The sequence below is a fragment of the Grimontia sp. NTOU-MAR1 genome (genome assembly GCF_035758505.1).
Taxonomy (GTDB): Bacteria; Pseudomonadota; Gammaproteobacteria; order Enterobacterales; family Vibrionaceae; genus Enterovibrio; species Enterovibrio marinus.
The window spans coordinates 999,476-1,023,463 of sequence record NZ_CP142109.1; the positions used below are offsets into that span (position 1 = coordinate 999,476).

Sequence of the window (23,988 nt, forward strand, 5' to 3'; positions counted from 1 at the left end):
TCCTTCAGTTAAATACCACCTGAATATCGGTGTATTCCGCTAATCCTTCTTCTCCAAATTCGACACCCAGACCTGAGCTTTTGACTCCGCCAAAAGGTGCGTTGGGCTGGATCATACCGTGTCGGTTTATCCAGACTGAGCCACATTCGAGGCGCTTAGCCACACTTGCTGCTGCTTGCGTGTCTGAAGACCATACGGAGCCGCCTAAGCCTGAACTGCTGTCATTCGCGGCTTGAATCGCATCTTCAATATCGGTGAAACGGATGATGGGAAGGACGGGACCAAACTGCTCTTCATCGACCAGCGAATCGCCATTTTCCAGTCCAGAGATAATGGTGGGTGGGAAAAACTGACCATTTGCGGCTGTACCACCGAGGTGCACTTTGCCTTTCGCCACTGCTTCTGAGACAAGGCGTCTGACTTTTTCAAATTGGAAGGGAGTACATAGCGGGCCAAGAATCGAGTTTTCATCCATTCCATCGCCATAGGGGACCTGTTTAGCGAATTCCACCAATGCTTCGCATACGTCATCATGGATGCTCTCATGCACGTAAAGGCGTTTAAGTGCGGCGCAGGTTTGCCCATTGTTGATGAAGGCTCCCCAGAAAAGCCCTTCAGCGATGGCTTTTGGATCGGCATCAGGGAGAACGATACCCGCGTCGTTTCCACCCAGTTCGAGGGTGAGCCTTTTCATGGAATCCGCGGCACTGCGCATGATGGACTTGCCTGTTGCTGTCGAACCGGTGAACACCACCTTACGGACATCAGGGTGTGATGATAGCAATTGTCCAACGCTGTTTTCTTTAGTGTCTTCACCCGCAACGGCATTCACGACGCCGGGTGGCAATACCTGATTCATCAACTCAACGAGCTTTAAAGTGGAAAGTGGGGTGTAGGGGGAAGGTTTGATGACCACGGTATTACCCGTCACAAGCGCTGGCATGATGTGCCAAATAGCGATGAGTACCGGGAAATTCCAAGGTGTGATGGAGGCGACGACACCTAAGGGCTTACGGTGCAACTCAAGCCGGCCTTCTTCGTTATCTTGAAGGACTTTCACGCCCAGATTCAGGCTGGTGGTGTATTCGGCCCATGCGCAAGCGCCACCGATTTCCCAACGGGAGCCCAGACCATTCAATGGCTTGCCTTGTTCTTGGGTGATCAGTGTGGCCAAGGCCTCACTGTTGTTTTTGATTAGGGTGACGATTTGCTGGCAAAGTGCGACTCGCTCTTCATGTGGAGTTGATGACCACGTTGGGAAGGTGTTTTTTGCGGCGGCGACTGCAGCGTCTACATCTTGTTGATTTGATTGTGGTGCCAGTCCAACGATGTCCTGCGTGGAAGGGTTTAACACCTCAAAGTAGGTATCAGCACTTCTGCCTTGCCCATTCACTGTCATTAAATATGGCTTTGTAGAGTTCTGTGTTTCCGTACTCATGTTTCCAATCCTCGTTGATGAGTATGCTTACCCCACCTTAGGATGAGTTTACGCGGGTGACTTGGAACAAACCGCCAAACTCATTGGCTATTGGCGACAGTTCAGCATCGTACCTGGTGCCATATCAAAACGCTTGTGGAACTCCTTATAGAAGTATGAGAGATCGCTGAAACCACAGTGGTAGGCCACATTGGTCACTGAGCAGTGATCGTCTTTTTGAGACATTCCTATTAACAACGCTTTCGCGTTATCAAGTCGGGTATTGATGAGTTTTCGGGTAGGGGACTCCCCAAGGGATTGAAATTGGCGTTGAAGAGTCCGACTGGATACCCCAAGCTTATCGGCAAGTTGGCAGGCGTCGAATGCTGGGTCGTTAAAGTTTCGGTCGATCAGAGAGAGCGCGCGTCCAAGCACTCCCTGCTTTTCACGCTCGCTTTGGCTTTTCTGTTTTTCCTTCCCGTCGATGTAAATTCCTAAAAGGTCAAAAGTGGAATCCATCAAGCGGGCGCAGGAGTCTGGCATTCCTTCCTCCATTGATTTTGCTACCACAGCAATAAGCGCGGTCCGTAATGGATCGTCATGCTCCACCATCACGCCACCAGTAATGGCTTTCCCGTATCGGTGGAGCATCTCTTCCCGTGGAAGGTGAATAGAGATTTGTCTGGAGGCATTACCATTCAATATAAAGCGGCTTGGTTGGGTAGAATCGACGACATATATGTTGCCGGGCAACAAGGTGTGTTGCTTGTGATTTTGCTCGACGACGCAGCGCCCTTCATCCTGCACCAGCATATAAAGATGATCACCGGGATCTTGTTTAATCATGCGTTCTGAGCGTGTCACTTGACCCACATTCATGCAAACACTAATGGCTTCGTAGCGGGACAGCATGAAGGGCTCGAGCGCGCCTTGGAGAGAGGGGGAGTGGGTTTGTTTTGGCTCAAGTGCGTACTTCCCGCATGATGCAGTGATCATGGTTTGTAACTCGTCGAGGTGCACGAGACTTGGCTTGGTTTGGCTCAATCTAAGATGGGATAACACGACAGCCCTCCTTGGTTGCGCGGTTACTCAGATTTTTCTGGTTCGAAATTTGGGTCTATTGAAAAAATTCGAGTCATCAAGGCTAAATTGCAAATAGTCTTCATGCTATTTGCCTTCGTTATTTATCACAAAAAGTTTACATCCTGTCGGCTGTCTAGCTGTTTCAGTACTGTGCTTCTCAATCACTCTTCTGTCCTTTATTCGTCTACCACTAACATCTTTTTCCTCTAACTTTATGTTTTTAAATGCATTGTACTTGAGACTGTTTCAAGAGCGAGAATCAACGCATTTATCTTAATGTTAGTTTGTTGTTATGACATGTTACGTTATATGTTAAATATTGTCATTATGTGTATCGTAACGGATTGTGAGGTTGTAATGAAACGAGTGTTTTGGCGAGTAGCAGTAGGTTTGCTTTTCCTGCCTATGAGTGTGATGGCAGAGGTTGAACTTAAGGTTGCCACATGGCTTTCCCCGGCAGCAGCGATGAATAAAACCGTGTTGCCAACATGGGGGAAATGGATTGAAGAAGCGACTGAAGGGCGCGTTAAGATTGCTCTGGTCTATGACCTTGGAAGTCCCAACAGTCTGATTGACTTGGTGGAAGATGGTGCAGTAGATGGTGCCTGGACTTATCACGGTTATTTCCCTGGTCAGTTTAAACTGACGAGCCTCGCGGAATTACCTAACCATAATGCCGGCTCAGAAGCGGTATCTGTCGCCCATTGGCGGATTCATGAGGATTACCTTGCTGGGGCAGGGGAACATGATGGCGTTGAATTAGTGGGCGTTTTTACTCATGGCCCAGGCCAGATCCATATGCGTGAACCTTTGGAGAGCCTTGAGGATATCAAAGGCAAAAAAATCCGTGTGGGTGGCGGCATTCAGTCTGCAATCGGTGAGCGCCTTGGTGTTACCGGTGTAGCAGCGCCTGCTAACAAAATCTATGAAATGCTGACGCAAGGTGTTGTAGATGGTGTGTTTAACCCGATGTCGACTAAAACGACACTGAAACTCCATGAAGTTGCACCTTATACACTGAAGCTGCCTCATGGCATGTATTTGGGCAGTTTCGGTATTTTTCTGAGCGAGGATACGCTTGATGGGCTGTCTGAAAAAGACAGAGACGCCATTATGGCGGTATCTGGCGAGAAACTATCCGCAATGGCGGCGAAAGCATGGGCTGATGCTGACGACTACGCAGAAGGTGTCGCCCGCGAAAAAGGGAATCAGATTGTTGATGCATCTGACCAGGATTTGGCATATTTCGCTGCGGTCACCCGCGACTTAGATCAGGCTTGGGTTGAGTCAGTCAAAGATCGTGACGTGGATTCCAAAGCCGCTTTGAAAGCATTCCGCGAAGAGGCTCAGGCCTATGGGGTCGGTAATGGTCAGTAATAAAACAGGCATTGGCCAGCATTACTGGTCATTGTTCCAACAAGGATGTTGCTACCTGTTTCCCTTGATGCGTTGGACAAGTGCTGTGGCACTGATAGTCATGATGTTATTAACCGTCCTTGATGTGTTGGGCAGATACCTTCTCGGTACTCCTATTTTGGGTGGCAGCGAATTGACCGGTTTCATGCTGTTGGTATTGGTCATGCTGATGTTGCCATTACTTGTTTTTAAAGATGATCAAATCCGGGTGGATTTACTCACGGATGCGATAAGTCCGGCGTTTGCCAAATGGGTTGAGAGGGTTTACTCCCTTGGCCTCAGTATTGGCTGCATCTATCTGGCGATGAGCGTCCATAAATTGGCAGCACGTGCTGACAGAAAGCAATTGGTAACAGAGTACCTAGAAATTCCGGCCTCTTGGGCGATGTATGCGATTGCTTTCTGCTTGCTGCTGAGTGCTTTTGCCTTTTTGTTCAGAGGGATCTGCTCAACGGCGACCTTAGATAGCCATGTTGAGTCCTTGGAGGGTGAGCGTCATGATTAGTGCCCTGATTGGACTCACGATTGTTTTGCTGCTGTGTGTCCTGCGAATGCCTTTGGCTTACGCCATGACACTGGTAGGCGTCGTAGGATATGCCTCTTTACTAGATTTCAATTTCACTGCTGCCTTGACGATCAGTGCCCGCCGAATTGTCGATACCTTACAAGACCCAGCATTGAGCGTGATCCCCTTGTTTATTTTGATGGGTAACTTAATCAGCCGATCAGGGATGTCTGTTGAATTGTTTCGGGCTTCTAATGCGCTGGTGGGACACCACCGCGGTGGTATGGCCATGGCGACCATCACGGCGTGCGGCGGTTTTTCCGCTATTTGTGGATCCAGTCTGGCGACGGCAGCAACGATGGGTCAGGTCGCTATCCCTTCTATGCGTCGGTTCGGTTATGCCGACAGTCTGGCGTCAGCCTGTATTGCCGCTGGGGGGACGCTTGGCATCCTTATTCCTCCCAGCGTAGCATTGATTATCTACGGTATTTTGACAGAACAAAGTATCCGTGAGTTGTTTGCGGCAGGTTTTGTGCCGGGGGTGATGGGGATTCTATTGTATTTGGCTGCGGTGAAGTACGTAGTGTGGCGCTCGCCAGAAGCAGGACCCCGTGGGCACGAAATGACGTCTCTGCAGAAACGGGAGGCCTACAAAGGTATTGCCGGTATTGCTTCTTTGTTCACCATCATTATGGGTGGAATATATCTGGGGATTTTCACGCCCACCGAAGCTGCAGGTATCGGGAGTTTTGGCGCCTTGGTGATCGTTTATCTGCGTGACCTGCTCACTAGAAAGCTGCTGAAAGAAGTCCTTTTTGAAACGGCGGTGATGAGCGCAAAGATATTCTTTGTCGTGCTGGGCGCGTTGATTTTCTCCAACTTTATCAACCGTGCGGGTCTTCCTGAGGGATTGGTGCACTTCCTGACCACTCAGGATCTTCAGCCCATGCTAGTGTTTTTAATGATCATCGTGATTTACCTGATGCTTGGCACTGTGCTCGAAAGTATGTCGATGATGCTGTTGACCGTTCCTGTGTTTTACCCTGTGGTTCAAAGTATGGGCTTTGACCTGATTTGGTTCGGCATTGTGGTCGTGGTGGTCACGGAAATCAGCTTAATTACGCCGCCGGTTGGTATGAACGTTTTTGTGCTGAGCGGTATGTTCAAGGACCTTGATAATCGCACAGTATTTCGCGGTGTGATGCCATTTTGGGTTGCAGATATGGTGAGGCTTTTTGCCATTATCTTCATTCCCGCTTTGGCGTTGGGGTTACCTAACTTTCTCTATGGATAAATTTGTGTAACAGGGGGACGTTGTGAACCTGTCTATGCGAGAAACTCATGCAGTATTCCAGATTGCAGAGTGTTTGAATGCGGGCATGGAATGCTCGGAAATGCGCCAGCAAGTGGGTAAATGCTTGCTGGATCTTCTTGATGCTGATTACTTTGCTTCCTATGTATGGGACGGGCCGCGATGTGGCTTTTCCCATCGCGTGGCGATAAATATGTCTGACGACAATCTCTCTCACTATGAAAGCTATTTTCAGTATCACGATCCTATTACGCCCAAGCTGCAGCAACGTAAACAGGCGACGGCAGTGAGTCAAATCATGCCGCACAGTGCGCTGAAGCAGACGGAGTTCTTCAACGACTTCCTGTCTATTGATGGGCTGACGTATGGTCTAAACTTCCATGCCCATGATGGTCGCCAAAACATCGGCGACATCAGGATCTGGAGAAGTCACAGACGTAACGACTTCACCAAAAGAGATGTGGAAATTGTCAACGCAATGGGCGCAGCTTTCACCAATGCCATGAAGCACGCAAGACCTAATGCATTTTCGAAAGAAGATGTCAGACCCGAGGTTATCCCGGATATTAATGCTTCCTCGGGGATGGACGAAGATTTTCTGGTGGAAGAGTATCACCTGACTGCGCGCGAAGTGGACGTGTGTTTGGCGGTGATACAAGGGCTGTCTGATAAGGAAATAGCCAGACGATATAATGTCTCATTCACGACGGTAAGGACTCACATGAAGCATCTTTTTGAAAAGCTCAATGTGAGGGGGAGAACGCAGCTGATTCATAAAGTTCTGACCCACTGATGAGAGAGGGATATACCCAAACAACCTGACCTTTTTCCTCAGATTGTTTGGGTATACGGTGCATCTTAAAGAGGCGGCACGGGCAATTATTGGGTTGCAGCGACTATGGCTTGTTCCAGAATTTCTTGTTCGCCGATATGGTTGGCGAGAAGCAACACCAACTTGGCGTTTACCGTCATGACCTCTTCCGGAGGAAGAGAGTTATAAATGTTGGCGAGTGCTGCATAGAATGCATCTCCATCGGTGAAATTCGGTTCGATATTCAATTTCATTGTGCTTCCTCCAGTTGGTGACCAAGTGCGCGCTGCATGGCTTCTGTTATGTCGTTAATTGCCGGTTGTCGCCAGCGTGCGGTGATCACCTGATCAGGGCGAAAGAGATAAGCCGTGCCTTCAGATAAGTCATATCTCTGGTGGAGCAATCCCTGTGTGTCTGTCAGTTGAGTGATTCCTCGGAGGTTTGCAGATGGCTGATTGTGGCTGATGAGTAGTACCTCTAAATCGGTAATCTTTGCCAATTCAGCCAGAAGCTTATCCTGTTCTATACTACCTTCCGCCACCATAAGCACGAAATGATTGCCCACCCAATCGAGAAGCCAGGAAGCAACTTCGTGTTTGTTTACAGGCGCATCTAGAATCGGACTACCCGGAATCAACACATTATTGAACGTATCCTTGTCAGGCGTATTTAACGTTGAATTGCGGTATGTGCACGGTGTCGATAATCTGCCGCTGTTAATCAGTGGACGCGCAAAAGGGTAGTTTTTTGCCAGTTCTAGCGTCGCATTCCTCAGCACCTTGCTCATGGTACTTTTGGGGGTGATGAAGTCGGTCGCACGAGTCGAATTCAGGATGTTTTCTTCTGCCGCGAATTGTCGCTCATCATTATAGGTACGAAGCAACAAGGGAGAGGCCGTTTGGTTCAGTACCCGGCATAGCTTCCAAGCTAAATTTTCAACAGATTGGACTGCACCGTTTGCGCCACGTGCACCAAAAGGGCTGACTTGATGTGCTGCATCACCGACAAAAATCACCCGTTTATGGATGAAGTCATCCATTTTCCGACACTGGAAGGTATACACACTTGCCCACTCTAGGTCGAAGTGTTTGTCTGGCCCCAACATGGCTTCGATACGGGGACGAATGTTCTCTTCCCTTTTTTCCCATTCGGGGTCTGCATCCCACCCGAGCTGCAGGTCGATGCGCCAAACGTTGTCGGCCTGACGATGTAATAATGCGGACTGCTCAGGGTGGAAGGGTGGTTCAAACCAAAACCAGCGCTCAGTAGGAAAATCGGCTTTCATGACCACATCAGCGATCAGGAATCTGTCCTGAAAAACCTGTCCTTTACTTTCCAAACCCAGCTTGGTGCGAATAGGGCTGTTTGCGCCGTCCGCCACAATAAGATAATCACAGGAAATCTGATAAGTGCCATCGGGTGTGTCGACGGTTAGAAGGTTGATGTCTGTTTGCGCATCAACAACCTGAACGTTATTTTTCCAGCGAAGATCGACCTCCGATAGCGTCTCAATCACATCGACCAGATATTCCTCAAAGTAATATTGTTGAAGGTTGATAAAGGCTGGGAGCTTATGGTGTTTTTCAGGCAGTAGGTCGAACTCATAGACCTTTTCGTCACCAAAAAAAACCTTGCCTCGTCTCCATGTGATGCCTTTTGAAACCATCCGCTCGGCGCAACCATACCGATTCATGATTTCGAGTGTTCGTTTGGCGAAGCAAATGGCCCGCGACCCTACGCTGACGGTGTTGTTGTCATCAAGTACGACGGACTCGACGCCTTGCTTTGCAAGATCAATAGCCATGGATAAGCCCGCTGGCCCACCACCGATAATCACGACCTTGTGATGAGTCACTGTGTCTGATTGCTGGTCTTTACTCCTCGAATAGGAATAAACCGGATTGGTGTAAGTTGATAACATAAAAATCCATCTAAAACTGCTCTCATGTAAGAGTAAATTTAGAGATAATTAAACGACGGAATCAAGAAAATGTTGTTTCAATTTTGGGAGGATCCAGCTCTTTATTAATAAATCTTCTTTGTCTTAAACTATTAAATTATTGTAAATTATGGATTAAATATTATGTTTTTATCTCTCACATTGAGATGCGAGAATTTTAATGTCTTATATTTGATATGATGATGGATATTTATAAATCTCACATGAGAGTATTTGCTATCTTGGTTTTAGGAAGTCAATCACGTTAAAGGAACCAACATGGCAACGAAACCATTCGCATCATCCGCCGATTTAGGTGAAAAACATGAAACACTTGAGGTATTAGCCGAAGGCGTTTACGCGTTAACGGCAGAGGGTGATCCCAATGTAGGCGCAATAGAAGCAGAAGACTTCATTATCGCCTTTGAAGCAAGAGCCACACCCAAAGCTGCTCAGGACTGGTTGACTATGCTGAGAGAGCATACGGACAAGCCCGTGAAATACTTGGTCTTGTCTCATTACCATGCGGTGAGGGTATTAGGTGCATCTGCTTTTGACGCGGAAACCATCATTGCGCATGAGAGCACGAAAATGCTCATTGAAGAACGTGGCCGGCAGGATTGGGAAAGTGAATTCGGGCGTATGCCTCGCTTGTTCAGAGAGCCTGAGGGCATTCCAGGTCTAACACATCCAGATGTCGTATTTGACAGTCGCATTGAAATCCCACTTGGAGGTGATCGCGGAAGCTTGGTACTTGAACATTGTGGACGAGGGCATACTGCAGGAGACATTGTTGCTTGGTTACCTAAGCATAAAATACTGTTTGCAGGGGACTTGGTTGAGGCTCAGGCAGCACTTTATACTGGGGATGCCTTCCACTTTGACTGGTCATCTCAAACTCTGGATAAAGTGAAATCATATCAAGCTGATATATTAGTCGGAGGGCGTGGCGCGGTGGCGCGGGATAACGATGCAGTCAATGCTGCGATTGAGCAAACCCGCGGCTTCTTAACGGGCATGTTGGACACCGTCGGAGCAGTGTATAAGCGCGGTGGAACATTGAAAGAAGCATTCGAGGAAACTCACACATTGCTCGCTCCTAAGTTTGGCGCATGGCCGATATTTGAGCATTGCTTACCGTTTGATGTAAAACGATTATGGGACGAATTTGAAGGTAAAGACTGGCCCGAGATCTGGACTGCAGAGAAAGATAGGGAAGTCTGGGACGCCTTACAGGACTAGGAATGACACAGAAAAAACATCGTACATTAATGCTCAACCAGTTCCTTCCTTATCGGATGGTAAATTTGGCTGATGGTATCAGTAACGCCTGCTCGAAAATTTATCGGGAAGAGTTTGATGTTTCTATTCCCGAATGGCGTATTCTTGCGCGGTTAGCTGAGCACGAAAAACTCAACGCCAAAGACATCGGTGATATTACTTTTATGGATAAATCCAGGGTCTCCCGCGCAGTCAAATTGCTTGAAGACAAAGGTCTTTTGCTGAAGGTGAAAGACAACACTGACAACCGCGCGTCATTTCTTTCGCTCAGTGAATCGGGCCGAGATCTCTATGCGAAAATCGCCCCCAAAGCACTGGATTGGGAGGCTGAACTCATTGATGTACTTGATACCGTGGAATATCGCGATTTCCTTCGCGTATTGGAAAAGTTGGACGCCCGCCTGGAGAAAATGAAAGAATAGGGTCTATTAGGGTCTGTTGACCTTTGGTGGTTAAATTTTGTTCTGGCTATAAGCGTTTTAGGTGTGGCGAGGTGTGTGCCGCCTAGTTATTCTAAGCAAATACACCTCAACAAAGCATAAAACGCTTAGAGCAGAACCCTTCGGGCAGCGTTTGTGGGGAATTTCTGCTGCGTTATCGGCTTCTCATGTAGGCTAGCTACACATCGAAGCCTCTGCCTTGTATAAAATCCCCACAAACTACTGCAAAAATCATCACCAAAGGTCAACAGCCCCTAGCCTAACACCGCTTTTCCAATCTTGTTCATTATCCATCTCTTGATATATACAAACGAGCTACGATGTTCGCTGCGATCATAACGCCAGTCAAATTCGCTTAATCAGGCATCTTCGGGTTGTTTGGGTGTAACCCCTACATAATTTGTTGATTTGGATATAAGCTTTTATAGCGAACTGAATGGCCATGGAGTAGCGGCTGATGAAGGGTAAAAGCGTTTCAACGACCGAAGACATATTGCAGTTTGTCTCATTGCTTTATCAGGCATCCAGCCACATGCAGCCTGGTGATTTCAAGCAATGGACCATTACCCAGCTTCGTCAGCTTATTCATTTTGACAGCGCATGGTGGGGACGTGCTCTTTTTCCAGAGCTATCTGATACTCCCGAAGTACATGGCAATTCACTGTTTCAATTACCTGAAGACTACTTCGAGCAATGGCAAAAAATTGCTGACTGCGACACCATTGCCGAAAGTCTCTACAAAAATTCCACTAAGCCTTTTATGTCAGAGGTTCAGCTAGAAACAATGAGTGGGGCATTGTGCGATTTTCTTTGGCGGCATGACGTTTACCAAGTGCTCTCGTTTATGAAAGTCGATCCTGAACTCTTGCTGGATGCGAAAGGGAACATGGGGGAGAGTTTGCTGGTGGATTTTCTCTCGCTGTACCGAAATAGGGAGGGTGTAGCGTTTGAGGCAGAAGATGGAAATTGCCTTCGCCTTGTGATGCCCCACATCGTACTTAGCCTCAATCACTGTCTTGAATTTTCGGTGTTAACCAACCAAAGTGCGCAATCAAACAGTGTGTTTGAAGCCGCAATGTTTGACAGCGGGTTTATGTTGAATACACCGTCAATTGGCTTTGTTGAACTGCTCAAGCGAGACTATCCCGACTGGGATGGATGCGTACTACCCGATGAGATTCAAGAAAATGTACTTGGGAGCATATTGTCATGGAAAGGAAGGCATTTTACCCTGACATTTGAGTTTATAGACAGCTACTGGTTTATAAGGGCATACCCTTCCTCTTTGCTATCCGAATTGACTGACAGGGAAGCGCAGGTTGCCGAGTTGTTTGCAAAAGGGAAAACCTACATGGAAATTGCTCAGGAGATTAATCGTGCACCAACGACGGTACGCAATCACCTACAGTCGATCTACCTGAAACTTGGCATCAGAAACAAAGTCGAGTTGGTGGAAAAATACCGTTCCCTTATTTGATACACTATATGGGAAATCCTCTGAAAAAGTGTAAAACAATGCATTTGCATCATTCAAGGTTCTGCTTCTAGCTCCTAGCTTGTTGGTTAATCACCTGATTCAAATGACTGATCAGGTTATCCAAGGAGGAGCAAGATGAGAAAGACTGGATTGGTGACACACGAACTCTACTTCTGGCATAACACCGGAGAAGCCGCTGCTTTTCTGCCACCTGGACTCACTATTCAACCCGATAAGCATGCGGAAAATGCGGAAACGAAACGACGCTTGCTTAATCTTCTAAGTGTGGCGGGCCTTGCTGATTCTCTAACGACTATCCCACCGCGACTAGCTGATAATAGCGACTTACTCAGCTTCCATACACAAGCCTACATCGACAGTATTCGTGAAATGAGTGATGCCAACGGCGGTGATGCTGGTGAGCTTACCCCCTTTGGTCCAGGTAGTTATGAAATAGCCCTGATGAGCTTGGGAGGTTGTTTAGAGGCGGTGGACAGGATGATGGAAGGTCACGTCGACAATGCGTATTGCTTAGTGCGTCCGCCCGGTCATCATGCTGAATCTGAAATGGGGCGCGGGTTTTGTATTTTTGGCAATGGCGTTATCACGGCGAATTACGCCCTGAATGTCCATGGTATGGAGCGTATAGCAATCGTTGACTGGGATGTTCACCATGGAAATAGCCAGCAAGGTGCTTTCTATCAAAACTCTGGTGTACTCACGATCTCCATACATCAGGATAACTTTTACCCACCCATGTCCGGTGCATTGGAAGAACGAGGTGAGGGGGATGGTAATGGCTACAACATCAACGTTCCTTTACCTCCGGGCTCTGGTGATGGGGCTTATCGCAAGGCTTTTGAAGATGTTGTACTCCCTGCACTGGAAGCTTACAAACCGGATCTGATTATCGTGTCATCAGGCTTTGATGGCAGTGCGATTGATCCGCTTGGCCGTAATATGGCGACGAGCGAAACCTACCGATACATGACCGAAGCTTTGGTGGATGCCGCGGAGAAACTCTGTCACGGTCACTTGATATGTATCCATGAAGGCGGTTACTCCACAGCCTATGTGCCTTACTGTGGTCTGGCAGTCATGGAGGCGTTAAGTGGCTTGAAAACAGAGCTTGAAGATCCCTTCTTACCGATTGTTGGAGGAATGGGTGGTCAGGAATGCCAACCCCATCAAGCAGCATTAATTGCTTTGGTCGCCGAGTCCGCTCCACTACTGAAAAAGTAACCTCCCGACAGCGGATTGTCTGCAATCCGCTGTCCTCCTGTCGTTGACCTCCAATGTGTCTGACGCCTATTACCAAGAAGAGAAACCTTTCAACCTTTAAGGTAAAGGCAAGCTGAAAGTGAAAAAATGAAAGGAAGGAGATAAGAGATGGCGCTAAAAAGGATTATTTTTCTACCTCTTGCTTTAGTGGCGTTGCTATCGACGCCATTGAGTGCCCACCCGCTGGATGGTCTGACGGCCGAAGAATATAAATCAATACAAAGCATTTTACGTGGTTCCAATCTGGCCGATGAGAGTACGCTGTTTCCTTTAATTGATTTAAAAGAGCCAGCAAAAGAGACGGTACTGGCATGGAAAAAAGGCCAGCCGCTCGATAGGCGTGCAACGGTTGTCATGACAGGACCTGAAGGTTTCTACGAAGCGGTTGTGAACATTACCCAACAGAAAGTGGAGTCGAATAGTTTAATAAACGGCACTGGACAACCTATGATCCTGTTTGAGGAGTTTATTGGTGCGTTGACCGGCGCGACTTCTCATCCAGACATGGAAAAGGGGTTGGCCAAACGTGGCTTGAAACCTGATGACGTCTTTTGTCTTCCTTTAACCGCAGGTAATTTCTTCACAGAAGCCTTTGAAAACTCGCGCCTGATGAAGGTGCCATGTTATGTCCTTCCTACAGGATCAAATTACTACGCGAAGCCTATTGAGGGCTTATTTGCCACCTATGACATTGGTAAAAAAGAAGTTGTAGAAATCATTGATAATGGCGCAGTGCCGCTTCCCGCCGACGACTGGGGTTACACCGAGGAAGAAGTGGCGAAAAGAGTGCCACTAAGACCTAAGACAAATCCGGCTGTCGTTACTCAGAAAGGCAAACCAAACTTTACCCTTGATGGCAGTCATCTTGAATGGGACATCTGGCGTTTGAATTTCCGTACTGAGAAACGTGCGGGCTTAGTAGTCTCCAACATCGATGTTAACGATCAGGGCACCTGGCGACCCATTATTTATCAGGCGCATTTGTCAGAGGTATTTGTGCCTTACATGGACCCGACGGAAGGCTGGTACTGGCGTACATACATGGACAGTGGTGAATATGGCTTTGGCTTGTTTATGACACCACTTCAGGCTGGTATTGATTGCCCGGTTTATGCGACGTTTTTGCCTGCAATGATTGCGGATGACCAAGGAAATCCGCTTGAAATTCCCGATGCAATTTGTATTTTCGAGCGCAATATAGGCGACCCGGCATGGCGTCACTTTGAAGTCTTTGAACAAGGGCCGGAAAAATTTGTTCCCGCTGAAGGGCGTCCTGAAACGGAATTAGTTATCCGCACTGCATCAGAAGTGGGTAACTATGATTACTTGATTGACTATCGCTTAAAACAAGATGGCCAACTGTATGTCAAAGTCGGAGCGACAGGGTTGGATGCAGTCAAAGGAGTCGCTTCGGTCAACACCGGAAGCGAGACTTACAAGGAAGATACTCGCTATGGAACCCTGATTGCCCCAAATTTAGTCGCGGCGAATCATGACCATTACTTCAATTTCCGCATTGATTTCGATATCGACCAACCGATGAACCATGCAGCAACCATGGACATTGTTCCTGCTTCAGTTGACCCTTCTGTGCCGCGTCGCTCAATGTGGGAAGTGAAACACACTATGCTCGACTCTGAGCTGAATGCGAGATACAAAACCTCGACCGCCAAGCCGAGATACTTACATATCAGCAATGCGCAACGTGACGGGTATCTTGGGCATAAACCCGGCTATATGCTGCACCATGGCTCGGTGGCCTATGGGCCATTTGATTTTGAAAATGATCCGCCAATGAAGCGAAATGCCTATATCCAATATGCTGTTTGGAACACGGTTTACGATCCTGAACAGCGCTACGCCGGAGGCCAATATGCCGTGCAAAGTGATGGTTCAGACACGCTGTCAGAGTGGGTGAAAGAAGACCGTTCCCTGATGAACGCAGATATCGTTACTTGGTTTACGGCTGGCTTTCATCACATCCCAAGAATGGAAGATTGGCCTGTGATGTCTACGGAGTGGAAGACGGTACATATCATGCCGCACAACTTCTTTGCCCATAACCCTGCGCTGACAATCCGGAACGCAGAAACTCCCTCTGATAAGTAATTGAGTTCACGTCTTTGCCGCCATCCTCATTGTTGAGGATGGCGGTTTCTTCACGCTCGTCTCATGCTGAGAAAGAAAGGAAGCATAATTCTCAGGAGCAAGAGATGACGGATAAGAGAGATGTACCGTTTACATTAGAAACGCTGAAGGCAGCATTGAAATCAGGTAATTTAACCTGCGAATCCTATATCGACGCGGTTATCGAGCGCGCGGAAAGCCTGAAACACCTCAACGCCTTTATTACGGTTGACTGGGAGATGCTTCGAAAGGCAGCTAGGGACGCTGATCAGAGTGGTAAAGCAGGCGAAGGGCTCAATGGCATCCCTCTTTGTTTCAAAGATAACATCCAGACTGGCGTTCTTGCGGCGTCTGCGGCGACTAAAGCGTTAGCCAGTAATATCAGCAGTGCTTCCGTCGTGGCTAAGCGACTGTTAAACAGTGGCGCATTAGTGGGTGGCATGGGCAACATGCATGAACTGGCCTTTGGTATTACCACCAACAATGGCTTTAGCGGCGCGTCGAGGAACCCATGGGATCCTGAGCGGATTCCTGGCGGCTCCAGCGGTGGTGTTGCTGTGGCGATTGCAGCGGGCATACTGCCAGCAGGAATTGGAACGGACACGGGGGGCTCCGTAAGGTTACCTTCTGCACTCTGTGGCATCGTTGGCTTTCGACCTTCTATGAATCGCTATCCGTCGGAGGGGCTGGTACCTGTCAGTCATACCCGGGATACGGCTGGCCCAATGGCGAATACTGTCAAGGATTGCCGCATTTTGGATGCCATTATGGCGGATAAAGAAGATTCTGCGATCGATGAGGTTGCAAACCTTGCTTCTATCAAGTTGGGTGTACCCCGAGCCTATTTTTTCGACAACCTAGACCCTGAAGTCGCCAGATTATCAGAAGCTGCTTTAAAAAAACTTTCTGACGCGGGCGTGACCTTGGTTGAGGCTGATATTCCCAATGTCGGTGAGCTTGATGAAGCCTGTAGTTTCCCAATTGCGCTTTATGAATTTATGCAGGACTTACCTGCCTATCTCACCGCTCATGCATCACATATCAGTATTAAAGACGTCGCTGATCATGCTTTAAGCCCTGACGTGAGTGGATTGATGGCTTCGCTGATGTCTGATGGCGCGATGCCAGAATCCGTGTATCGAGAAGCTGTTAATGTGGTTCGTCCTAAACTCCAACAAACCTACGCAGACTATTTCTCGAAGCAAGGCGTGGATGCTGTCATCTTCCCAACCACTGTGCTGCCTGCCGCGCCTATTGGTGATGATGAAACCGTTGAGCTTAATGGCGAACGCCTACCTACCTTTCCAACTTTTATTCATAACACCGATCCAGGCAGCAATGCAGGCATTCCAGGAATAAGCCTGCCCATTGGCCTAACCCATAACGGCTTGCCTGTTGGTATCGAAATTGATGGGCCTTTCAACAGCGATGAGCGGTTGCTATCGATCGCGGAAGCGCTGGAGTCAGTCTTCAACTTTACGCAACGCCCCTGATCCACTCTTCATAGATGTAAGGAACACAACAATGAAAAGACGCGAATTTTTAACTTCGTCGATGAGTGCTGCGCTGCTGGCAGCGATTGCACCGACTTTTTTCTCAACCCCGGCTCTCGCTGCGGAGACAGTTAAACTCGGTGTGATGATTCCCCAATCAGGCCCCGCGGGTCTGTTTGGCCCCTCCTGTAAAAACTGCACAGAAATGGCGGTTGAAGAAATCAACAAGTCGGGTGGCATTTTAGGCAAGCAGGTTGAAGTGTTTTATGCCGATGCTGGCGGTTCTCCTTCCGATGCGCTGAAAAATGCGGTGCGCCTGTACAAAGGCGAAAAAGTGGATGCGTTTATTGGCATGCATGACAGTGCTGTGCGAGGTGCACTCACCAACTTGTTCAAAGGCGAGGTGCCTTACATCTATACGCCAATCTATGAAGGTGGTGAGTGCGCAGAGGGAACTTATGTACTCGGTGAGACCCCTGCGCAGCAATTGGCACCGGTCATTCCTTGGTTAGCAAAAAACAACAAGGTCAGTAAATGGTATTTGATTGGTAATGATTACAACTGGCCACGTGACTCGAATGCTGCGGCGAAAGAATACATTAAAGCAGCAGGTGGTGAGGTAGTCGGTGAGGAATATCTGCCATTTTCAGCCGATAACTTCGACTCCAGCTTGGCAAAAATCAAAGCCAGTGGCGCTGATGCAGTACTGATCACTTTGGTTGGCGGTGCATCTGTGAGCTTTAACCGCGCATTTGCAAACTTCGGTTTGGACAAGCAAGCCCTGCGATTGGGCACCTTAATAGAAGAAAATACCCTAGCAGGTATTGGGGCAGAAAATGCTGCAAGACTTTACTCTTCATCAGGTTATTTTCAGAACATTAACTCGGCAAAAGCCGCCGCATTTGCTGAACGCTACTACGAAAAGTTTGGCAGTGATGCACCAGCACTTAATGCATTAGGTGAGTCCTGCTATGACGGTGTCTATCTCTTCAAAGCCTTGGCAAACGAAGCAAAAGGCGTAGCGGCTGAAAAAATTGCCAGCGCTTCTGAGGGCGCGTCATTTTCTTCTCCTCGCGGGAACATGACGTTGACGAGGGGGCATGTTGATAAAGATATCTATCTTGCGGAAGCCGTAGACGGCAGATTCCGCGTTGTTGAAACCTTTGAAAACGTGCCTAGCGGCAGTACCTGCAGTTAAAGGAGAGTGTGACGCACATGGATGTGTTGACCTTGTATATTTTGAACGTCATCTACAGCCTCTCAGTGTTGGCGTTAGTTGCAACAGGCCTTGCCGCTGTGTTCGGACTACTAGGTGTGATGAACATGGCGCATGGTGAGTTTGTCATGCTTGGCGCTTATAGCGCGCTGCTCGCAAGTCAATGGTCACTGCCTTGGCCTGCGGGCCTTTTTTTGGCTGTCATTGTGAGTGCTTTAGTCGGTGCACTCATGGAAAAGGGCCTCATCAGGCACCTTTATCAGCGGCCGTTTGACACCTTGTTGGCAACTTGGGGTGTTGCCATGCTGATCCGAAAAGGGATTGAGGCTCTTTTTGGTAGGGAGTACCAAAATGTTCCTCAATACTTGCCAGGCACCGTCGATGTTGTTGGTGTTGATTACCCAGTTTATCGATTGCTCTTGGTGGTGTTGATTGCCGCCTTGATGACAGGCATCTACCTATGGTTCAGAAAAAGCCCTTCCAGCCTGAAAATCCGCGCTATGGTAGACAATCCTGCACTAGCTCAGGCTGTAGGAATTAATACTGAGCGCGTTGCTTTTTACACCTTTGTTTTCGGTGTCAGTACGGCAGGGCTCGCCGGTGCATTGATTGCACCTCTGGTGAGGGTCGACCCCTACATGGGGCTGGATTACTTGCTCTCCTCATTTTTCGCCCTTGTGATTGGCGGCCTCGGCAGCGTTGAAGGCCTGATTCTGGGAAGCGGCATGATTGGCGGCTTAGATCAGTCCCTCTCCAACCTGTTCGACAAGGTCGTCGGCTATACAGGTGTGCTTCTGCTGTCGATTTTCTTTTTATGGTGGAAACCCAATGGCATCATTTCGCAACGTTAATTTTTACGCACTGGCGTTTATCTTCGCACTGCCACTATTTATCGATAGCTACACTGCGTATGAGGTTGGTCTCTATTTAATCTTCGGACTCGCAGCACTGAGCGTTGCGTCTTGTTGGGGGCAGGCAGGTTTCTTACCGCTTGGCCAAGCCGCATTCTTTGGATTGGGCGCGTATCTTTATGGTTATGTGAATGTTGAACAGGCATCGGTGTTCAGTGTCGTAGAAGGACTGTTTTTGGCACTTCTGGTACCTGCGTTGTTAGCTTTCGCGTTGGGAAAACTGGTGTTCTCGCGTACTTCGAGTTCCGGCCCCTATTTTTCTTTGATCACACTGGCAGTTGCCATGTTGGCAACACAATTAGCATTGGTTTTTGATGGTGTCACAGGCGGGTTTAACGGCCTTAATGGCATTAACGACATTCCAGGAACAGACCGTTACGAAAACCTTTATTGGGTGATTGCGGGTGCAGTGGCAGTTGTGCTTTTGTCCCTTCAGTATTTAGAAAACACGCCATTCGGACTTTTGCTTAATGCCATCCGTGATAATGAACAGCGTGTTGACCTGCTGGGTTACAAAAGTGACCAACTGAAAAGTATTGTCTTTGCCATAAGCGCTGCGGTTTCTGGGTTGGCGGGCGCGTTTTATAGTGTCCATCAGGGCATCGTTACGCCACAGGCACTGGGCTTTTTCCTCTCGGCGGAGTTTGTTATTTGGGCTGCAGTGGGAGGACGTTTTACGCTAGTTGGTCCTATTGCTGGTGCTTTGGTGATGGGAATGGTGTCCAGTGAGTTGAAAGCGTCGTTCCCTTACTGGGAAGTGATAGTTGCGTCTATTTTCATTGTTGTGGTGCTCTTTTTACCCAAGGGTTTGCTAGGTTGGTTGCCTGCGACGAAAACGCGTATTGAGGATGACAAGTTAGAAGAAGCGGTTTCTGGCTCGTCAGAAAAACGGGTGACGCTAGCCATTAACGATGTTTCAGTGTCTATCGGACCGGTGAATATCCTCAGTTCATTGGATATGCGTTTAGGCGGAAAAGGTATTCAGTGCTTAATTGGTCCCAATGGTGCTGGGAAAACATCGGCATTCAACACTATGACAGGTGCGCTTCCTCTTTCTTCCGGAAATCTCTTGTGGAATGGTAAGCATTTTCAGCCCCGAAAACCCTATGATGCTGCACGTCAGGGTATAGGCCGGAAATTACAAATTCCCTGTGTGTTCCCATCGTTAAGTGTTGAAGAAAATATCCATTTGGCGATATGGGCGAGTCGCTCGAATAAGAAGTCTTTGTTCCGAGTTGCAAAATACGGAAAACGTTCGGCATCTTTAAACGCGCTTTACGAAGCGATGCCATTTCTTGAAGAAGGTGAAGTCTTGGCCGGATCGCTATCGGTAGGGCAACGTCAAATGCTGGACTTTACGATGACCTGTCTTGCTGAACCTGACTTGCTATTGCTCGATGAACCCTGTGCGGGACTCTCACCTGTCGAGACAAAAAAACTCATCGACATCATCAAAAATTACATCGCCAGAGAGAGAAAACCCTGCGTGATTATCGAGCATGACATGCAAGTGGTGGAGAAATTGGCTGACGAAGTGCTGGTGATGAATCAAGGTTCTATGTTGTGTTTTGGCAGCTTTGACTATGTTCGCGAGAACGAAGACGTACGAGCGATATACACAGGAGGAACCAAGTAATGTCAGAGGAAATTCTGAGTGTGAAAGGTCTTTCTGGCGGATATGGAGATATCACGATCGTCAGGGATGTGAACTTTTCAATTGGGAAAGGAGAGGTTGTGTGCCTTGCTGGTCGTAATGGCGTAGGGAAAACGACTCTGATGAAGCTGTTATCTGGCTCTTTGCCCCCTGTTACTGGCCAAATATCTCTGAATGAAAACGATGTGTCGAGCTTGAGTGCCTTTGAGCGACAGCAAAAGCAAATTAGCCACGGATTGCAAGAACAGTCGGTATTTGGTGGATTGACTGTTCGGGATAACCTTTCTTTGACAGGAAAATGGGGTAAAAGCCCACTCGTAGAGCGCCTTCTTGAGGCCTTTCCAATCATAGAAAAGCGCTATGACGTACAGGCTGGAAAATTGTCGGGTGGCGAGAGGAAGTTGGTCTCTTTTTGCCGAGCTGTTGTCGAAGATGGATTGATGACATTACTGGATGAGCCAACAGAGGGGGTACAGCCCGAAAATATCGAGCGAATGGGAGAGGTTATTCTCGAACAAGCCAAACAAGGAAGAAGCTTCATTGTGGCAGAGCAGAATCTCTCATTAATAGAGCAAATCGCCCACGCCTGTTGGGTGATGGATCATGGTGAGCTTAAGTCTCTTTATCCAAATTCTCCTGACTTAAGAGGTAATGTGGTAAAGGACCTATTGATTTAAATAGTGAGAATGATTTTAAGAGCTTGGCATTGCTTTGCGTGCCAGGCTTTTTTGTTATGTACCCCCTAAAAATGACGCTTGCATTATTTTCTTGATTGTGTCGACTGAGTCATTGCTGATTCATACCTTCATTTGGTGACCTATCACTATTGAACCGTGTCTATACTCCTGAATTAGTTAATTAAGCATATTGAGTGAAATATGCATCAGGGAGTATTGATGAGATCTTTTTCTTTGACATTAGGCCTTGTAACGGGCTGTGGCATGATGCTTATTCCCTTACTTGCTACTGCGGCCGAAGGGCTGTCTGCCCATAAAGATAACTATTTACTCCCTTTTTATAAGGAACGTCACGTTAATCAAGAGCGGTTTGAACCATTAAACCCAAATGACACAGAAGCGAAAGACACCTTTGTACAGTTCCAGTTCAGTGTTAAATATCGGTTGCTTGAAGTACGAGAAGATGGGCTCTACCTTGCGTATACGCAGCGCTCAAACTGGGAGGCATACGACACTTCTGCGTACTTTAGAGATAGTGCCTATAACCCTGAACTCTTCTATCGGCTTAATTTGGAAAGTTGGCAAGTTGATATTGGTGCAGAGCATGAGTCTAACGGTGCAGGCGGTGACAATGAGGTGAGCTGGAACCGCGTCTATATCGATGCTCGACGTTATTGGGATTGGGGCTATGTCAGCTTTAAGCCCTGGCTCAGGGTCGGAGATGTGGCTTACAATCCCGATATTTCTGATTATCTAGGTTACGGGCGACTGGAAGTTATATGGCAACCAGCAGATTCACAAGACATTAAGTTGACCATCAGTAACCTGTTTGCCGATGATTTAGATTATCTGTACTACGGAATTAGCTGGAACTTTCCAATCTACCAAGGTTTGAGAGGTTATATGAAGGCTGAAACCGGGTATGGACTGACTATCTCTAACTACAATTTTGATGATACTGCTTATGGTTTAGGTGTTGCTTTTAACTTCTGAGTCACTTTTAACTCCTGAACTACATACCCAATGTTCAGGTATGACATGTTAGGCGTCATCTAATTTTACGACGCAAAATATGCACGCCTAGAATGCTAGCACTTCTGCCATACTTAAGTATGAGTTAGGATTCCCTGTCGTTAGCAGAATTAGACATCAAGTTGAGGGCAAAAAATGACCAGCTTGGCAAATACTTACCCATGATTCAGGCAATAAATTGCCCGAGCTGGTAAGGGGTAGTGTCTAACTTCTTGAATGCTTTGAATAGTAATTTTGGTCTGCAATTTGCACTCATCACATGAGATTTAATTCTGTCGCGGACGGAGTGGTGTAATCGGTTACATTGTGCAAAGGGATAATATCTGAACAGTTCACGATGACCCCATCCTTGTCCTCTAACATATGCCTCAATTAACGAGACCGTGGATGGTATCCCGTTAGCGTGTCACGGGAATGAGCTAACGGCCTATGGCAAACCCAGATTTCCAACCAGCCGATGAATTATCTGAGGAGATTAGACCAATATGTAAACAAACGGCAAAACCCTTGTCACAACTGGATATGATGTTGATTTTAACGATGCTGTTATTGGTGTTAGATGGGGGAATGTCGGCTAGCTTCTCGACCAGTCGAGTAGCTTTGCCTAATAGCAATTTAAATTATAAACATCCTACGCTATAAATGAATTTGTAATTAAACCTGTGTCCATTTTCCAGGATTTAATGAAGTGGGTGTTTTGCACTAGCCTCACATCTAATACCTTTCTAATGCCCCCCATTGAGTTGATTGTCTTATAAATGAGAAATCGCGACCAATGTCTAGTTTTATTATTTCATGGCTGTAAATTAGTAATTTATACCTTGTTTATGCTCGTACTAATGAATAATCATAAGTATAAAATTTTGTCGCTTATATAGTCTCCTCATTGAGAAGCAATTATATGGGTGCTTTAGTGAAAAATTGATACGGTTCTGTGATTGGGAGGTGAGATAACCTCTCGATGGAACTCTAAAAATACTAATAAAAACATAGCGTTGGTTGGCAAGGTTCTAAGGTGGTACAAGCTTAACAAGTGAATCATAGTTGGGTGTTATGCATTCTGCCTCATGCATTTATGGCAGATCTATTTTTGCATTTCATCAAGCTTTACTTGTTCTCTTCTTTTTCCCTCCAAAGTTCTTTTTGCTGTAAATCTAGACTAATTAGTAATGTCTAACTTAGCCGTTTCTTGATGATGGAAATTCGGCGTGGATGTGATTTTTCTTGATTTCTTCTGTTATTTCTTCTGTTTTGGCTTTTCAGAAGAGTTTGTCCGCTTGTTAGTGTTTTTCTTGAAATAGAATAGCACTTTTGTGCGGCATGAAATCGATGCTTCACCATGTTTAATCCGTAAAGTCTCTATAGCGAAAGGAGAGCGTAAAATGGCGAAAGAGGGAAGTGTTGCTCCAAAAGAACGTATTAATATTAAATACGTTCCAGCAACCGGCGATGCTCAAGCGGAGATTGAACTCCCGCTGAAAATGGTCGTTTTGGGCGACTTCAAAGGTCACCCAGAAGACACCTCAATCGAAGAACGCGAAGCCGTTTCTGTCGATAAAAACAACTTCACCTCAGTCATGCGAGAGAGCAATCTTTCCGTGACTACTTCAGTGCCAAATGTAATGACAGAGGAGGAAGGTCAAGATCTTCCTGTTGAATTGTCATTCAAGTCTTTGGCGGATTTCTCTCCAGATTCAGTAGCAAACCAGGTCCCAGAGCTGAAGAAGCTTGTTGAGCTTCGTGAAGCACTGGTTGCCCTCAAAGGCCCGTTAGGGAATATCCCTGCTTTCCGAGCCCGTCTTCAAGAGCTGCTGGCATCTGAAGATTCCCGCGAGAAATTACTCGCTGAACTGGAGTTGGTAGGTGCTGAAGAGCAACCGGCCGACGAACAGTAATCAACGCAGAAGAGAAAAGGA

The 23,988-nt window shown here is 47.3% G+C and carries 21 protein-coding genes; 17 read left to right on the forward strand and 4 right to left on the reverse strand.

Annotated features, from left to right (window positions below):
* Positions 1-4: 4 nt before the first annotated feature.
* Together VP504_RS22470 and VP504_RS22475 are read right to left on the reverse strand one after the other, a co-directional pair.
* A complete protein-coding gene (locus VP504_RS22470) occupies positions 5-1,438 on the reverse strand; it encodes an aldehyde dehydrogenase family protein (protein WP_325894282.1) in 1,434 nt (477 codons plus the stop codon).
* Positions 1,439-1,525: 87 nt separating this feature from the next.
* The gene (locus VP504_RS22475) at positions 1,526-2,479 is read right to left on the reverse strand and encodes a helix-turn-helix domain-containing protein (RefSeq protein WP_325894283.1); all 954 of its coding nucleotides are present in this window, start codon (positions 2,477-2,479) and stop codon (positions 1,526-1,528) included.
* A gap of 378 nt (positions 2,480-2,857) precedes the next feature.
* On the opposite strand from VP504_RS22475, the gene VP504_RS22480 reads away from it, so the two are divergent.
* Genes VP504_RS22480 through VP504_RS22495 form a run of 4 tightly spaced genes read left to right on the forward strand, consistent with a single transcriptional unit; the run spans position 2,858 to position 6,526 of the window.
* Entirely contained in the window at positions 2,858-3,877 is a 1,020-nt protein-coding gene (locus VP504_RS22480; protein ID WP_325894284.1) for a TRAP transporter substrate-binding protein, read from the forward strand.
* Positions 3,867-4,421, forward strand: a complete 555-nt coding sequence (locus tag VP504_RS22485; RefSeq protein ID WP_325894285.1) for a TRAP transporter small permease — start codon at positions 3,867-3,869, stop codon at positions 4,419-4,421. Before VP504_RS22480 ends, VP504_RS22485 begins: the two co-directional genes overlap by 11 nt.
* A complete protein-coding gene (locus tag VP504_RS22490) occupies positions 4,414-5,715 on the forward strand; it encodes a TRAP transporter large permease (protein ID WP_325894286.1) in 1,302 nt (433 codons plus the stop codon). Before VP504_RS22485 ends, VP504_RS22490 begins: the two co-directional genes overlap by 8 nt.
* A 22-nt stretch (positions 5,716-5,737) precedes the next feature.
* Entirely contained in the window at positions 5,738-6,526 is a 789-nt protein-coding gene (locus tag VP504_RS22495; RefSeq protein WP_325894287.1) for a helix-turn-helix transcriptional regulator, read from the forward strand.
* An 86-nt stretch (positions 6,527-6,612) separates the two neighbouring features.
* On the opposite strand, the gene VP504_RS22500 is transcribed toward VP504_RS22495, so the two are convergent.
* Together VP504_RS22500 and VP504_RS22505 are read right to left on the reverse strand one after the other, a co-directional pair.
* Positions 6,613-6,798: a DUF2783 domain-containing protein gene (locus VP504_RS22500; protein WP_002538760.1), complete on the reverse strand. Its 186-nt coding sequence runs from the start codon at positions 6,796-6,798 to the stop codon at positions 6,613-6,615.
* Positions 6,795-8,465 carry an FAD-dependent oxidoreductase gene (locus tag VP504_RS22505; RefSeq protein WP_325894288.1) on the reverse strand — a complete coding sequence of 557 codons (1,671 nt, stop codon included), beginning with the start codon at positions 8,463-8,465 and terminating at the stop codon, positions 6,795-6,797. The genes VP504_RS22500 and VP504_RS22505 overlap by 4 nt, the downstream gene beginning before the upstream one ends.
* Before the next feature lie 297 nt (positions 8,466-8,762).
* Here VP504_RS22505 and VP504_RS22510 point away from each other — a divergent pair, with 297 nt between their 5' ends.
* From VP504_RS22510 to tssB, 13 genes are all read left to right on the forward strand, one after another.
* Positions 8,763-9,725, forward strand: coding sequence for an MBL fold metallo-hydrolase (locus VP504_RS22510; RefSeq protein ID WP_325894289.1), 963 nt, complete (start codon positions 8,763-8,765; stop codon positions 9,723-9,725).
* Between the two features lie 2 nt (positions 9,726-9,727).
* A complete protein-coding gene (locus VP504_RS22515; protein WP_325894290.1) occupies positions 9,728-10,186 on the forward strand; it encodes a MarR family winged helix-turn-helix transcriptional regulator in 459 nt (152 codons plus the stop codon).
* 475 nt (positions 10,187-10,661) lie between these two features.
* A complete protein-coding gene (locus VP504_RS22520) occupies positions 10,662-11,681 on the forward strand; it encodes a response regulator transcription factor (RefSeq protein ID WP_325894291.1) in 1,020 nt (339 codons plus the stop codon).
* A 135-nt stretch (positions 11,682-11,816) separates the two neighbouring features.
* Positions 11,817-12,923 (forward strand): class II histone deacetylase, encoded by a 1,107-nt coding sequence (locus VP504_RS22525; protein ID WP_325894292.1) that lies wholly within the window; start codon positions 11,817-11,819, stop codon positions 12,921-12,923.
* Between the two features lie 147 nt (positions 12,924-13,070).
* Positions 13,071-15,071, forward strand: a complete 2,001-nt coding sequence (locus VP504_RS22530; protein WP_325894293.1) for a copper amine oxidase — start codon at positions 13,071-13,073, stop codon at positions 15,069-15,071.
* Between the two features lie 104 nt (positions 15,072-15,175).
* Positions 15,176-16,582 (forward strand): indoleacetamide hydrolase, encoded by a 1,407-nt coding sequence (iaaH, locus tag VP504_RS22535; RefSeq protein ID WP_325894294.1) that lies wholly within the window; start codon positions 15,176-15,178, stop codon positions 16,580-16,582.
* Between the two features lie 31 nt (positions 16,583-16,613).
* On the forward strand, positions 16,614-17,780 hold the full coding sequence (locus VP504_RS22540; protein WP_325894295.1) for a substrate-binding domain-containing protein: 1,167 nt from the start codon (positions 16,614-16,616) through the stop codon (positions 17,778-17,780).
* Positions 17,781-17,797: 17 nt separating this feature from the next.
* On the forward strand, positions 17,798-18,649 hold the full coding sequence (locus VP504_RS22545; RefSeq protein ID WP_325894296.1) for a branched-chain amino acid ABC transporter permease: 852 nt from the start codon (positions 17,798-17,800) through the stop codon (positions 18,647-18,649).
* Positions 18,627-20,345 carry a branched-chain amino acid ABC transporter ATP-binding protein/permease gene (locus VP504_RS22550; protein WP_325894297.1) on the forward strand — a complete coding sequence of 573 codons (1,719 nt, stop codon included), beginning with the start codon at positions 18,627-18,629 and terminating at the stop codon, positions 20,343-20,345. Before VP504_RS22545 ends, VP504_RS22550 begins: the two co-directional genes overlap by 23 nt.
* A complete protein-coding gene (locus tag VP504_RS22555) occupies positions 20,345-21,040 on the forward strand; it encodes an ATP-binding cassette domain-containing protein (RefSeq protein ID WP_325894298.1) in 696 nt (231 codons plus the stop codon). Before VP504_RS22550 ends, VP504_RS22555 begins: the two co-directional genes overlap by 1 nt.
* A gap of 219 nt (positions 21,041-21,259) precedes the next feature.
* On the forward strand, positions 21,260-22,033 hold the full coding sequence (locus tag VP504_RS22560) for a phospholipase A (protein ID WP_325894299.1): 774 nt from the start codon (positions 21,260-21,262) through the stop codon (positions 22,031-22,033).
* A 468-nt stretch (positions 22,034-22,501) separates the two neighbouring features.
* Entirely contained in the window at positions 22,502-22,714 is a 213-nt protein-coding gene (locus VP504_RS22565; RefSeq protein WP_325894300.1) for a hypothetical protein, read from the forward strand.
* 740 nt (positions 22,715-23,454) lie between these two features.
* Positions 23,455-23,967, forward strand: a complete 513-nt coding sequence (gene tssB, locus VP504_RS22570) for a type VI secretion system contractile sheath small subunit (RefSeq protein WP_002538780.1) — start codon at positions 23,455-23,457, stop codon at positions 23,965-23,967.
* Positions 23,968-23,988: the final 21 nt, after the last annotated feature.

Bases quoted from the DNA above. Each gene is read 5' to 3' on its own strand.
- VP504_RS22470 (WP_325894282.1), bottom strand. From the start codon at position 1,438: ATGAGTACGGAAACACAGAACTCTACAAAGCCATATTTAATGACAGTG.
- VP504_RS22480 (WP_325894284.1), top strand. From the start codon at position 2,858: ATGAAACGAGTGTTTTGGCGAGTAGCAGTAGGTTTGCTTTTCCTGCCT.
- VP504_RS22485 (WP_325894285.1), top strand. From the start codon at position 3,867: ATGGTCAGTAATAAAACAGGCATTGGCCAGCATTACTGGTCATTGTTC.
- VP504_RS22490 (WP_325894286.1), top strand. From the start codon at position 4,414: ATGATTAGTGCCCTGATTGGACTCACGATTGTTTTGCTGCTGTGTGTC.
- VP504_RS22500 (WP_002538760.1), bottom strand. From the start codon at position 6,798: ATGAAATTGAATATCGAACCGAATTTCACCGATGGAGATGCATTCTAT.
- VP504_RS22505 (WP_325894288.1), bottom strand. From the start codon at position 8,465: ATGTTATCAACTTACACCAATCCGGTTTATTCCTATTCGAGGAGTAAA.
- VP504_RS22510 (WP_325894289.1), top strand. From the start codon at position 8,763: ATGGCAACGAAACCATTCGCATCATCCGCCGATTTAGGTGAAAAACAT.
- VP504_RS22515 (WP_325894290.1), top strand. From the start codon at position 9,728: ATGACACAGAAAAAACATCGTACATTAATGCTCAACCAGTTCCTTCCT.
- VP504_RS22520 (WP_325894291.1), top strand. From the start codon at position 10,662: ATGAAGGGTAAAAGCGTTTCAACGACCGAAGACATATTGCAGTTTGTC.
- VP504_RS22525 (WP_325894292.1), top strand. From the start codon at position 11,817: ATGAGAAAGACTGGATTGGTGACACACGAACTCTACTTCTGGCATAAC.
- VP504_RS22530 (WP_325894293.1), top strand. From the start codon at position 13,071: ATGGCGCTAAAAAGGATTATTTTTCTACCTCTTGCTTTAGTGGCGTTG.
- iaaH (WP_325894294.1), top strand. From the start codon at position 15,176: ATGACGGATAAGAGAGATGTACCGTTTACATTAGAAACGCTGAAGGCA.
- VP504_RS22540 (WP_325894295.1), top strand. From the start codon at position 16,614: ATGAAAAGACGCGAATTTTTAACTTCGTCGATGAGTGCTGCGCTGCTG.
- VP504_RS22545 (WP_325894296.1), top strand. From the start codon at position 17,798: ATGGATGTGTTGACCTTGTATATTTTGAACGTCATCTACAGCCTCTCA.
- VP504_RS22550 (WP_325894297.1), top strand. From the start codon at position 18,627: ATGGCATCATTTCGCAACGTTAATTTTTACGCACTGGCGTTTATCTTC.
- VP504_RS22555 (WP_325894298.1), top strand. From the start codon at position 20,345: ATGTCAGAGGAAATTCTGAGTGTGAAAGGTCTTTCTGGCGGATATGGA.
- VP504_RS22560 (WP_325894299.1), top strand. From the start codon at position 21,260: ATGAGATCTTTTTCTTTGACATTAGGCCTTGTAACGGGCTGTGGCATG.
- VP504_RS22565 (WP_325894300.1), top strand. From the start codon at position 22,502: ATGGCAAACCCAGATTTCCAACCAGCCGATGAATTATCTGAGGAGATT.
- tssB (WP_002538780.1), top strand. From the start codon at position 23,455: ATGGCGAAAGAGGGAAGTGTTGCTCCAAAAGAACGTATTAATATTAAA.